Source organism: Prevotella sp. HUN102, from assembly GCF_000688375.1.
Lineage (GTDB): Bacteria > Bacteroidota > Bacteroidia > Bacteroidales > Bacteroidaceae > Prevotella.
The window spans coordinates 265964-278547 of the sequence record NZ_JIAF01000004.1 but is presented as its reverse complement, the minus strand read 5'-3'; the positions used below and the strand labels follow the sequence as shown (position 1 = coordinate 278547).

The following is a 12584-nucleotide window of genomic DNA, read 5'->3' as shown; positions in this document are numbered from 1 at the left end:
ACCAACGGTCGGCAGACCGGGTTCCATCGGACAGGGAAAAAGCGGCAGACAGAGGGAGAACAAAAAAAGAATAAAGCAATGAAACATATTTTATCTATGGCATTCAAGGTATGCCTGTCGGTTCTCATTAGTGGATTGGTATTCACGTCTTGCCTCAGAAAGAGGGCAGATTACGGAAAGACGATGACCAAGGAAGTGAAAGTATCGTCGTTTGAAAACATTGACGTGCAGGGCAATGTCAGCATAATCATACACCAGAGCGACACCTTCGCCGTAAAGATTACCGGATTGGAGAAGCTGCTGAGCAGAGTCAAGGTGGCCGTGAAGGACAATACGCTCTATGTGAGCGAAGATGAGTACAGGGGACTGGAAGACGTGAAGCTCATTTTCACGAACGATGGAGTCGGTACGAAGATAGATGTATATATGCCTTCGATTTCCGGACTGAAGCAGTATGGCAATTCGGACATTGAAATGAGCAATATGCAGAGCGACAGTCTGATGATGAGCATTATGGGCAACGCCGATATAGACGTGGAGAACCTGAAAGCGAAGTATCTGGGCTTCGCTATCACAGGCAACGCTTCGAGCGACTTTGAGGGGCTGACCGTGGAGAAAGGTGTTTTCGACATTACGGGCAATGCCGACCTTGATGCAAACTTCAAGGATGCAGGCGAGGTGGAAGTGAGCCTGAAGGGCAATTCCAGCGTGGAACTCACGGGCACGACACGCCTTGCCCCACGCACATCGAACAATGGGAACTCTTCTATCGAGGATAATACGGTAAGAACGAAGTAAGACTCCTCCTAAAGGAACTTACAACGGCAACATTCAGAAAAATAACAATTACATCCATACATTAAAAACAGACATCTTATGGAAAGTTTCGATTTAAAAAGATTTGGCCAAGTGTGCCGAAGACTGTATATAGTTCGCAGAAAAGACTATCTGAAGATCTTTTTCGCAGCATTGGCGTTCTTCCTTTTACTGACGATATTCAGCTGCGCTCCGTTCCATTGGGGCGAGATAGGCGAGGAATTGCTCGCGGCACAGTTCGTGTCGATGGCAGGATTGCTCGACAATTTCGCCAAATTGTTCCTCCTGCTCTGTGGCTCATTCTTCATCAGCGACTTGAAAAACAAGCAGGAAAGGATAGCCGAACTGACGCTTCCGGGAACGAATCTCGAGAAGTTCACGGCTCGCCTGTTGGGCTCAACGCTTGCTTTCGTGCTCGTTCTGTTGGGAGCCTTCGCTCTAGGCGACCTCTTGCAGCAGGCCTTCTGTATGCTCATCCACAAGGGAGCACACGTGTCGATGCTCAAAGTTATCTGCAATACCGGCTCCCTGTCTTTCCCCGCGCCTGTCCTGTTCAGGTTTCTGCTGATATCTTGGACCGTTAATGCGCTCTATGTACTGGGCGGCGCATTCTTCAACAAGGCGGCGTGGCTGAAGACCTCTATATTCCTCATCCTGTCCTTTACGCTCTTTGCTGTGGCTATGATGCTCTTCGCCTACTTCATCTACACCCAGACGAGCTATGAGTTCTATATGCCCGAAGGACATTTCTCTACGGCGTTGCTCGTGGGAATCAATCTGGCGATAATACTGCTGTCCTATTATTTCGCCTATCGCATCTACACGAGACTGCAGACTGTGAACAACAAGTGGTGGAACATTTAGACTTTTGCGCTTATGAATTTCAACAACAACAAGGCAATATACGAACAGATGGCCGACCGCCTCTGCGACGAGATTATTGCGGGAACATATAAGGCCGACGACCGGATACCCTCGGTGCGCGAATACGCCGTGATGCTGGAGGTAAACACGAACACGGCAGTGAAAGCCTACGAGCTTCTGGCGCGCGAGGAAATCATCTACAACAAGCGGGGACTGGGCTATTTCGTTTCTCCCGATGCCAAAAAGAACATCCTTTCGCAGCGGAAGAAGGAGTTTATGCACGATATGCTTCCCGAGCTGTTCCGACAGATGCGTCTGCTGGATATAGAGATAGAGGAAGTAGTGAAGGAATACGAGCGGGGGAAGGAGACGGAGTGACGAGTGGACAAGTGAACGAGGAGACGAGTAGACAAGTAAGTTACTTTCGTCTGTCCAAGAGTATAATGGTAAAGCGACGCTGCAATCATTTTAAGACGAGGGAACTTGCTTGTAAACTCGTTCTCTCGTCCCTCGTTTCTTTCTTTGCTAACTTTTTGATAAGTAATGACTTACAAAGTTTTTCTAAAAGAAGCCCTATCTATCCTCAAAAAAGTACGTACCTTTTGCTCAAAAAGTACGTACTTTTCACTGAGAAAGTACGTACTTTTTCATCGGAAAGTACGTACCTTTTTCCTCCCGCCTATTATTCCTTTCTGCGAATCCTTCATTTCCGAGTTCTGAAACGATAGAAAAAGAGGCGCGTGGAATGGGAAATGTGGAATGGGAAAAGGGAAATGGAAAAAGGGAAAAATGGAATGGGAAAAGGGAAATGTGAAATATAAGTTTGTCATTCGAGCTATTGTCCTTTAACTCCCTTTAACTCCTTTAACTCCTTTAACTCCTTTAACTCCTTTAACTCCCCATTCTCTTCCTTAACTCCCCCCAATAATCCACTTTCTCCTCAATTTTCTTGCAATTATAGATTTTTATTTATAACATTGCACTCGATTATGAAATAACATTCAAAACACAATAATTTTAAACACAGAAAAATGAAAAAGAGAACACTATTGGCAGCAATGCTGCTTGCTTCACTTTCTGTTGGAGCACAAACCCTCTCTTCCGGTATCGACAAGGCGAATATGGACACCAGCATTGATCCGGGAAAGGATTTCTACCGCTATGCGGCAGGTGGATGGATGAAAACGCATCCTCTTGATGCAGAACACACGGAGAACGGTGCATTCACCGACCTGCACGAACAGAATCAGCTCCGTATTCAGAACCTGATTCTCGAATACGCAAATAATCCACAGGAAAAGGGAACGCTCGGCCAGAAGCTCGGCAGTCTCTACAATATGATGATGGACAGCGTCCGTCTGAACAAGGAGGGATGGGCACCCATCAAGCCTACGCTCGACAAGATTGCAGCCATCAGAAACGTTCGCGAATACCAGATCGTAACCTCGCAGCTCGACCGTATGGGCGAAAGCACGATGATGTTCGGCATCGGCGTCGGAGCAGATATGCGCAATGCCGATATGAACATTGTTTCTGTCGGACAGGGCGGTCTCGGCCTTGGCACGCGCGACTACTATCTGAATAACGACGAGCAGACCGTGAAGATTCGCGAGGCCTACAAAAACTTTATGAAGCAGCTCTTCTCAATGGTGGGCAACGATCAGGCAACGGCTGAAAAGAAGATGCAGGCAGTGATGGCAATCGAAACACGTATTGCAAAGGCAAGCTACGATCAGGTGAAGCTGAGAGACATCAATGCCAACTATCACAAAATGAGCTACAATCAGCTCGTTAGCGAGTTCCCGGGCATCGACTGGGGCAACGTGTTCCTTCAGAACGGATTCCCAATGTTCAAGGAAGTGGACCTCGGACAGCCTGAGCCTATCCACGAAGTAGAGAAGATTCTCGCAGAAACATCTCTCGACGACCTGAAAGCCTATGCAGAAGTGAAGGTAATCTCTGGTGCAACAGGTCAGCTGAGCGACGATTTCCGTGCCGCAGCCTTCAAGTTGAGCAGCGTGATGAACGGTGTTCAGCAGGACCGTCCACGATGGAAGCGCGCCGTTGGCACGGTAAGTGGCGTGTTCGGCGAAGCAGTCGGCAAGCTCTACGTAGAGAAGTATTTCCCAGAGAGCAGCAAGCAGCGTATGGTTCAGTTGGTAAAGAACCTTCAGGAAGCACTCGGACAGAGCATTACCGAAAACGCTTGGATGAGCGCGGAGACCAAGGCGCAGGCACTCGACAAGCTCAACAACTTCATCGTGAAGATTGGCTATCCCGACAAGTGGAAGGATTACAGCGGACTTCAGATTGACGAGAAGCTCTCATTGTACGAGAATATGCAGCGCGTGAGCGAGTTTATGACAATGGACTATATCGGCCGAAAGGTAAACAAGCCCGTAGACAAGACAGAATGGGGTATGACTCCTCAGACTATCAATGCTTACTATAATCCTACAACGAACGAAATCTGCTTCCCTGCCGCCATCCTTCAGCCTCCATTCTTCGATCCGAATGCCGATGATGCCGTGAACTACGGTGGTATCGGTGCGGTAATCGGACACGAGATGAGCCACGGATTCGACGATCAGGGTTCACAGTTCGACAAGACTGGTAATCAGCGCGACTGGTGGACGGCTGCCGACAAGAAGAACTATGAACTTCGCACGAAGGTATTGGAAAACTACTTCGGCAAGCTGGAGATTCTCCCGGGCAAGTTCGTGAACGGAAAGCTCACATTGGGCGAGAACATCGGCGACAACGGCGGTCTGAACATCGCATTCCGTGCTTTGCAGAACAGTATGAAGAAGAACCCGCTGAAGGTTATGGACGGTTTCACACCCGAACAGCGTTTCTTCCTTTCTTGGGCTCGTGTATGGGCGTGCAATGTCCGTCCGGAGTATCTTGAGTATGTTATGACCGTAGACCCTCACTCTCCAAGCGAGGCTCGTGTGAATGCAGCTCTTCCTCATATCGACTCTTGGTACGATGCGTTCAAGATAAAGAAGGGTGCAAAGCTCTTTATTCCTAAGAAGCAGCGCGCGCAGATTTGGTAGGAAGAGTTGTCTGTTGACAAAGAGGCGAGTAAACAAGGAGACGAGTTTACAAGATTATCGGCTGTTCTTTAAGAATGGCGGATAACCAAAGTATAAGAACGACGATTGCCGAAGTATAAGAACGGCAATCGTCGTTTGGGCATATTGGGAGTTAAGGAAGTTTAAGGAGGTTAAGGGAATTAAAGGACAACTCTTCGATTTGGCAATATTCTTATCACTCTATTATTTCATTGCTCCAGCCCCTGAATCTTGTATAGAGGGATTTGAATTTAGGAGTTAAAAAATACTGCAACAAGGATATTTCTGAACAAAATTCCTTATTCCCTCGTCAGTTCGTCTCTTTGTTAGCCGACAAACTTGTCTCCTCGTAAACTTGTCCCCTTGTCTACTCATCCCTTTAAATACTACTTATGCTTCTTGTAGTAGTTGACTGCTGCCTCTACGTTGGTCTTTACTGCCTTTGACGAGAAAGTGGCACCAGTAACTCCGTCTACGGATGCAGTCTTTCCAACCTTCAGACCTGCATACTTAGGAAGCATCTTTGAGGTTATCATAGAGAAGTATTTGGGTGTTTCCCTATTCTTCAGCGCAACCACCTTTACCACTTTATTGTTCTTGATGTAGACTTCCAAAGGAGTAGTGCCCTTGAACCCACGAACGTTGGAAGCCAAGCTGGTAGTGTTTACAACATAGGTACCGTCTGCCTGCTTATACATCACCTTGTCTTGCTCCACGGAAGCGAAAGCAAGTCCTGTTGCCAACAAGGCAACTGCTGCACATACAGCTAACTGTTTCTTTATCATTATCCTTCTGTTTGTTATATTGTTACTGATTAGGCTGCAAAGGTAGCAAAAAGTATAATACGACGTTCGCAGTTTATGTTTTTTTAATACGAAAAACGGAGCAATCAGAAAGTCTGATAGCTCCGTCTGTTTTTGTTGTTCAGAATTTCGGCTACTTGAAATTTGCAACGAAATAGATACCTGCCGGGAACGAGTTCACACCCTCGAAGTTGTATTTCTTCGCTATTGAATTTCCGTTCAATGTGAAGATGGTAGTGTTGTTTACCTTATAGTCTGGTCCCCAACCTTTCAGGGATGCGAAATAAATCTCTTCCGTTTCCGGATCAATGGCCAGACTGTTGTAGAACATCTTTGAATCCGTGATGATCTTAGCCACTTCGCCAATTTCCGTTGTAGTGTTTGCAGCAAAGTCGTGCTTGAAGATTTTTGTAGAATTAGCGTAGTCGCTAGCATCGCAGAAGTAGATGTTTGTACCCTTTGCGGAGAAGCCTGCAATAGCACCCCAACCAGCAGTGATGTTCTGCTTGAGTGCGTGGGAATCCATCAGCTTATTGTCGCTTGCATTAATCTTTGCGATAGTGTTGGGGTTCAATGTTGAAACCCAAAGGTTGCCGTCCTGAGCCTTTACGATTCCTGAGACTGCACCTGCAACTTCGATGGTTGAAGCTACGGCTTTGCCCTCGATTACGAGAATCTGATTGCCATTTGTCTGTGCATACAGTTTGTTTCCGATAACAGCCATTGGTGAGTTTTTCGCCTGTTCAGTACCTTCGATGAGGCTGACAGCATTGTTTTTGTCAATGAGGTGGATTCCGTTATTGGCACGAACATAGATATTATTGCCGATAACTGCAACGTGTGTAGGCATTTTGCCATCCAGTTCCTTAGGAGACAGCACGCTGATTTTCTCCAGCGTCTTTGCATTGGCAATGGTAAGCAGTCCTTCGCCACCATTCTTTGCGCCGTTCTGCGAGATGATATACATCTTGTCGTTGGCAATGAAGAGATTCTGGCAAACATTTCCGAGCAAAGTTCCGTTTACTCTGTAATAGGCACTGTCTATCACTACTCCTTTCTTTCCGTCAATATAGGTCAGTGTACCGGTTTCATTGCCGAAGTTGCCTTCATTCAACAGGAAAGCACCCTCTCCGAAACGGCCCGTAACCGTGAGTTTCTGCTTTGTTGTGAGTGGAGTAGCGGCGGCATCATCCGTAACGGTCAGTTCCAATTCGTATGTACCGGTTTTTGCCTGCACAAATTTATAGGTTTTTCCACGTCCAACCTCTGTTCCGTTCACTTTCCAAACATAGTTGTTGGCTTCTTCGGTAGCCACGTTTTTCACGTCGGCAGCAAGTGTGAGTGTGTCGAACTGCATTACTTCTGTGCCGCCATTGCTGGTTGCAATGCCTGCTGATGGTGCCAAATCGTCGTCGTCGGAGCAAGAAGCCATACCGACACAAAGCGCGAATGCGCTGAAAAATAGAATCTTTTTCATTTGTCTGTCAATAGTTGTTTTTGAATATATTAAGATTTTAATGTTTGCAATCTGAGTTTTTAAACTGTTAGTGCAGCCGTAATTATTGCCGTTGATGCAAAGATAGGGAATAATTATAGATATTTCAAAGAATATATGAGATATTTTCCTGTCAGGCAATAAGCCCTGTGCATTACCGTCATATAAGAACATATAAGCCAGAGTCTTGTATAAATAAAAAAGTGTATAAAGAAGCCGGCGTATAAGATAGCTTGTTGAGAAGTGGATCTGTTATTCCTAAACGAAGGCGAATAGCTCGTAAGACATATATTGTGGGCAGAAAATGAAAGTAGGAAGAAAACGATTGCTTTCTTCCTACCTGATTTTAGAGAGACATTAACTTGCAAATGGCAACGGGCAAACAAAGTGCTGAAACAATAATCGTGCTTTTGCGGCGTTAGTATGAAAGTTATGCAGTGGACGGATAAAATACGGCAGGTAAAGATTCTCTTGGTCGTGGCGGCAATAATTATTGCCGTGGCGTCGTTGGTCGTATCCAGTATTCTTACCAAGGATCTGGCACGGGAGGAGAGGACGAGAATGGAGGTTTGGGCAGAGGCTATGAAGTCGTTGAGCCAAGCCGATGAGCATACCGATTTGTCTTTGGTGCTGAAGGTGTTGAACGAAAACAATACGATTCCGGTTATCGTTTTGGACAACGGAATGGAGGTAACGGATTTCCGAAATGTAAAAATCGGTGCAGAAACCTATGAAGACAGCCTGAAATATATATCGCAGATGGCAAAGCAGCTTCAGTCTTCGGGGCGCAGCATACGGATTACGCTCGCTTCGGGCAGCAGAGACTATATTGAGGTGTGCTATGACGATTCGCTGATGCTGAAGCGTCTGGCACTCTATCCTTACGTGCAGTTGGGCGTCGTGATGCTGTTTGTGGTTGTAGCCATCTTTGCGCTGCTCACATCCAAGCGGGCGGAGCAAAACAAAGTATGGGTGGGCTTGAGCAAGGAGACGGCGCATCAATTAGGAACTCCGATATCGTCGCTGATGGCGTGGACGACGATTCTGAAGGAAACCTATCCCGATGACGACCTTCTGCCCGAGATGGACAAGGACGTAAGGCGACTGCAGCTCATAGCCGACCGATTCTCGAAGATTGGTTCGCTTCCCGAGCCGGTTCCCTCAAGTCTGAATGAGGTGCTCGACCACGTTATAGACTATATGGACCGCAGAACTTCAAAGAAGATTCTGATGAAGAAGGAGTTTCCCGAGAATGACATCATCGTGAAGATGAACGCCTCGCTGTTTGAGTGGGTAATAGAAAATCTGTGCAAGAATGCCGTTGATGCTATGGGAGGCGAGGCAGGCGAGATTCGTTTACGGGTGGAGGAAACAGAAACGAAGGCTATCGTGGAGGTAAGCGACACGGGCAAGGGCATCAGAAAGAAAGATATCGGAAATGTGTTCCGTCCCGGATTCACCACGAAAAGCCGTGGTTGGGGACTGGGATTGAGTCTGGCAAAGCGCATTGTGGAGGAATATCACGACGGGAGAATATTCGTAAAGAGCACGGAGGTGGGAAAAGGCACCACGTTCAGAATAGAACTGAAGAAATAGCCGAATCTCTTTTGTGGTGCTTTTTCGCCTATTGCAATTCCGTTGTCGGAAATGAGCAAGAGCCGGAACGATGCTGAAAGCTGCTTGAAAATCTTGATATAACATTCATAATACCTTGGTATAATTATACAATTATACGAGATTAATATCAACTTATAAGTGATTGATATATAGTTATTTATGTTTTAACTGCTGTTTTTGCGAAGAATGCGCTCCATTCTTCGCAAAAACGCAGCTCAAACGTGCGAAGATTAGCGGACAATCTTCGCACGTTTGCGTTTCAATTATTTCTTGTTCATTTTACTGTATAATTATAAGCAGATGGGTAATAGAAATTGATGTCATACGAAAAGCGTCTGTTTGCAGTCGGTCTGTTGTTTTGTTTGTTTTTTTACACCTTAATTTATATATCTGTCAGGAGTGAAAAAGCAGAGGAAGCAGAGGAATACGGTTCGTCAAAAGAACCTTTATGTTATCTTAACAATTAGGGAGATATAACTTTTTTACTTTTAATTTGCTAATTATCAGAAAATTATTCGTAACTTTGCAACCCGATTATGGACTTGGAAACCCTTAAAATCGATTTGAAGGGGTTGGAAGAAGGCTTGACGAGCTTTGAGTTCAACCTTGATAATGCTTACTTTAAGGAAGTTAATGCTCCCGAGGTGAGTGAGGGAAACGTGCACGTATCGCTCGATATTGTTCGCACGGGAAATGACTTCTTCACGCTCACTTTCAGAGAAAAAGGGACGGTTGTTGTGCCGTGCGACCTTTGTCTCGATGCGATGGAGCAGGAGATTGAGACCGAACAGCGTCTCGATGCTAAGTTTGGAATTGAATACTCAGACGGAGACGATGAATGCGTAACGGTGGCCGAGAACGAAGGAATACTCGATGTTACGTGGCTCATCTATGAATTTATAGTGCTCGCAATCCCTATCAAGCATGTGCATGCACCTGGAAAATGCAACTCTGCTATGATACGAGCTCTCGAAGAGCACTCTGCCGCCCGAAGCGGTGAGGGAGAAGAGGCTGCTATGGATCCGCGCTGGGAAGCTCTATTAAAATTAAAAGAATAAAATATTAAAAGTTTAAAAGAATTATGGCACATCCTAAAAGAAGACAGTCAAAGACTCGTACACTCAAGAGAAGAACTCACGATAAGGCAGTAGCTCCTACATTGGCACTTTGCCCTAACTGTGGATCTTACTACGTTTATCACACTGTTTGCCCAACTTGCGGACAGTATCGTGGTAAGGTTGCTATCGTTAAGGAGACCGTAGAATAAATCAAATGGAGAAGATAAACGCAATCATTACCGGTATAGGCGGATACGTGCCCGACTATATCCTCAACAACGAGGAGTTGTCGCGTATGGTTGATACCAGTGATGAGTGGATTATGGAGCGTGTGGGTATCAAGGAACGCCGTATTCTTACGGAAGAAGGCCTCGGTACCAGCTATATGGCTCGCAAGGCGGCAAAGCAGTTGATACAGAAGACTGGCGTTGACCCTGATACGATCGATGCGCTTATCGTCACTACAACTACTCCAGATTATAAATTTCCTTCAACTGCTTCTATCGTTATCGGTAAACTGGGGTTGAAGAATGCGTTTGGTTTCGACTTTGAGGCAGCCTGCTGTGGATTTCTCTATTCCGTAGACGTTGCTGCCACAATGATTCAGAGTGGACGCTACAAGAAGATTATCGTCATCGGAGCAGACAAGATGTCGTCGCTCGTAGACTATACAGACCGTCAGACCTGCGTTCTCTTCGGAGACGGTGCCGGTGCTGTGCTGATAGAGGCTACTACGGAAGAGAATGTGGGCGTTCAGAACTCGTTCCTCCGTACCGACGGTGTCGGACTGCCGTTCCTTCACATGAAGGCGGGTGGATCTGTTTGTCCCGCATCCCACTTTACCGTAGACCGTGGTCTGCATTATCTCTATCAGGAAGGTCGCACGGTATTCCGCTATGCGGTAACGAGTATGGCGAACGACGTAGCTGAGATTATGAAGATGAACAACCTTACGCACGACGACGTGAACTGGGTTGTGCCTCACGAGGCAAATCTTCGCATCATTGAGGCTGTGGCAAAGCGTGCTGAGTTGCAACTCGAGAAGGTGCTTATCAACATCGAGCATTACGGCAACACAAGTGCCGCCACGATTCCTCTCGCTATGTGGGACTACGAAGCCAACCTGAAGAAGGGCGACAACGTAATCTTCACGGCATTTGGAGCAGGTTTCGTTCACGGTGCTTCATTCTGTAAATGGGCATACGACGGAGCTTCTGCGGTGGCAAAGAAATAAAACTCTAAGTATTAATCCTCATAACGCATCTTTCTTTGAAAATAAAGATAGGTGCGTTTTTTTACTTTAAAAACCATTACTTCCATATAACTTCCAGAGAAAAGAATGCATAAAGCCGGATTTGTAAACATCGTTGGTAATCCAAATGTTGGAAAGAGTACGCTGATGAATCAACTCGTTGGCGAGAAAATCAGTATTGCTACGTTTAAGGCACAGACCACTCGTCATCGTATTATGGGTATCGTGAATACTGATGATATGCAGATAGTGTTCTCCGACACTCCCGGCGTGCTGAAGCCGAACTATAAGATGCAGGAAATGATGCTTCATTTTTCCGAGTCTGCCTTGGCTGACGCCGATATTCTGCTCTACGTAACGGATGTTATTGAGAATCCGGAGAAAAACGCTGATTTTCTGGAAAAGGTGGCAAAGATGTCGATTCCGGTTATTCTGCTGATCAACAAAATCGACGAAAGCGACCAGAACGCACTCGTGCAGTTGGTGGAGAAGTGGCACGAACTGCTGCCGAAGGCCGAAATTCTCCCGATTTCAGCCAAGAACAAGTTCGGAACCGAAGTACTGATGAAACGCATTCAGGAACTTCTGCCCGAAAGTCCGGCTTATTTCGACAAAGACCAACTGACGGACAAGCCGGCAAAGTTCTTCGTTACCGAGATAATCCGCGAAAAGATTCTCCGGTATTACGACAAGGAAGTGCCTTATTCGGTGGAAGTGGTGGTGGAACGTTTCAAGGAGGATGACAGGCAGATACATATCGGTGTTGTAATCTATGTGGAACGGAGCAGTCAGAAAGGCATCATCATCGGCCATCAGGGGCAGGCTCTGAAGAAAGTTTCCACGGAAGCGCGAAAGAGTCTGGAGACATTCTTCGGCAAAAAGATATTCCTTGAAACCTTTGTAAAAGTTGATAAAGATTGGAGAAACTCACAGAAAGAACTTAGCAACTTCGGTTATAATCCAGAGTAATTTTCTTTTTGGGTGGTAAGGAGTAAGAGAAGTAAGAGAGGAGTTAAGGAAGTTAAAGGACAATAGTCTTTTTGATGTAGATTAGACGATTATAAAATTTAGAGCGTATGACATATAGCTTTGAGAATATTATCGCGTGGCAGAAGGCGCATGCTTTTGTCCTCCTTGTCTATAAAGTTACAAGATATTTCCCAGACTTTGAGCGTTATGGCTTGTCCTCTCAATTTCAGAGGGCAGCCGTGTCCATATCTGCAAATATTGCTGAAGGCTACAAGAAGCTGAGCAAGGCTGATAAACTCCGGTTCTTCAACATCTCTCAAGGGAGTTTGGAGGAATGTAGAAATTACATACTCCTTTCCCGCGATTTGGAATATTTATATGATGGCGAGACAGAACTTTTACAGGAATCCGTAGAGGAGACAAGTAGGTTCTTGAACTCCTATTGTAATGGTATAATAAATAATCATGCGATGAAGTAAAGGTCTTTAGGATATACGGAAGATGGTTTGTTGAAGGTGAAGGTATGTTTATGGAGAAGCAGGTATTGTCCTCTGTCTCCTCTTAACTTCCTTAACTTCTTTGATCCCCTCTCTTCCTTTAACTCCCTTAACTTCCTTAACTTCTTTAACTTCATAA

The 12584-nt window shown here is 45.8% G+C and carries 13 protein-coding genes; 10 read left to right on the top strand and 3 right to left on the bottom strand.

What is annotated here, in order from left to right; translation table 11 throughout:
• The first annotated feature begins 78 nt into the window (after positions 1–78).
• From P150_RS0105950 to P150_RS0105930, 4 genes are all read left to right on the top strand, one after another.
• Positions 79–798 carry a GIN domain-containing protein gene (locus tag P150_RS0105950; protein WP_155952954.1) on the top strand — a complete coding sequence of 240 codons (720 nt, stop codon included), beginning with the start codon at positions 79–81 and terminating at the stop codon, positions 796–798.
• Between the two features lie 78 nt (positions 799–876).
• A complete protein-coding gene (locus P150_RS0105945) occupies positions 877–1680 on the top strand; it encodes a hypothetical protein (protein ID WP_028896887.1) in 804 nt (267 codons plus the stop codon).
• A 12-nt stretch (positions 1681–1692) separates the two neighbouring features.
• Entirely contained in the window at positions 1693–2058 is a 366-nt protein-coding gene (locus P150_RS0105940) for a GntR family transcriptional regulator (protein ID WP_028896886.1), read from the top strand.
• A 653-nt stretch (positions 2059–2711) separates the two neighbouring features.
• The gene (locus P150_RS0105930; protein ID WP_028896885.1) at positions 2712–4736 is read left to right on the top strand and encodes a M13 family metallopeptidase; all 2025 of its coding nucleotides are present in this window, start codon (positions 2712–2714) and stop codon (positions 4734–4736) included.
• A gap of 404 nt (positions 4737–5140) precedes the next feature.
• On the opposite strand, the gene P150_RS0105925 is transcribed toward P150_RS0105930, so the two are convergent.
• Both P150_RS0105925 and P150_RS0105920 read right to left on the bottom strand, forming a co-directional pair.
• The gene (locus tag P150_RS0105925; protein ID WP_028896884.1) at positions 5141–5539 is read right to left on the bottom strand and encodes an FMN-binding protein; all 399 of its coding nucleotides are present in this window, start codon (positions 5537–5539) and stop codon (positions 5141–5143) included.
• A gap of 151 nt (positions 5540–5690) precedes the next feature.
• On the bottom strand, positions 5691–7034 hold the full coding sequence (locus P150_RS0105920) for a DUF5074 domain-containing protein (RefSeq protein ID WP_028896883.1): 1344 nt from the start codon (positions 7032–7034) through the stop codon (positions 5691–5693).
• A gap of 450 nt (positions 7035–7484) precedes the next feature.
• Here P150_RS0105920 and P150_RS0105915 point away from each other — a divergent pair, with 450 nt between their 5' ends.
• From P150_RS0105915 to P150_RS0105895, 6 genes are all read left to right on the top strand, one after another.
• Positions 7485–8648 carry a PAS domain-containing sensor histidine kinase gene (locus P150_RS0105915; RefSeq protein WP_028896882.1) on the top strand — a complete coding sequence of 388 codons (1164 nt, stop codon included), beginning with the start codon at positions 7485–7487 and terminating at the stop codon, positions 8646–8648.
• Between the two features lie 557 nt (positions 8649–9205).
• A complete protein-coding gene (locus P150_RS0105910) occupies positions 9206–9727 on the top strand; it encodes a DUF177 domain-containing protein (protein WP_028896881.1) in 522 nt (173 codons plus the stop codon).
• A 23-nt stretch (positions 9728–9750) separates the two neighbouring features.
• Positions 9751–9936: a 50S ribosomal protein L32 gene (rpmF, locus tag P150_RS17060; protein ID WP_081819285.1), complete on the top strand. Its 186-nt coding sequence runs from the start codon at positions 9751–9753 to the stop codon at positions 9934–9936.
• Positions 9937–9941: 5 nt separating this feature from the next.
• Positions 9942–10961: a beta-ketoacyl-ACP synthase III gene (locus tag P150_RS0105905; protein WP_028896880.1), complete on the top strand. Its 1020-nt coding sequence runs from the start codon at positions 9942–9944 to the stop codon at positions 10959–10961.
• Between the two features lie 105 nt (positions 10962–11066).
• On the top strand, positions 11067–11948 hold the full coding sequence (gene era / locus P150_RS0105900) for a GTPase Era (protein WP_028896879.1): 882 nt from the start codon (positions 11067–11069) through the stop codon (positions 11946–11948).
• A gap of 107 nt (positions 11949–12055) precedes the next feature.
• Positions 12056–12427 carry a four helix bundle protein gene (locus P150_RS0105895; RefSeq protein ID WP_028896878.1) on the top strand — a complete coding sequence of 124 codons (372 nt, stop codon included), beginning with the start codon at positions 12056–12058 and terminating at the stop codon, positions 12425–12427.
• On the opposite strand, the gene P150_RS17525 is transcribed toward P150_RS0105895, so the two are convergent.
• Positions 12412–12582 (bottom strand): hypothetical protein, encoded by a 171-nt coding sequence (locus tag P150_RS17525; protein WP_155952952.1) that lies wholly within the window; start codon positions 12580–12582, stop codon positions 12412–12414. The two genes, P150_RS0105895 and P150_RS17525, sit on opposite strands and share 16 nt — an antisense overlap.
• Positions 12583–12584 lie beyond the last annotated feature (2 nt).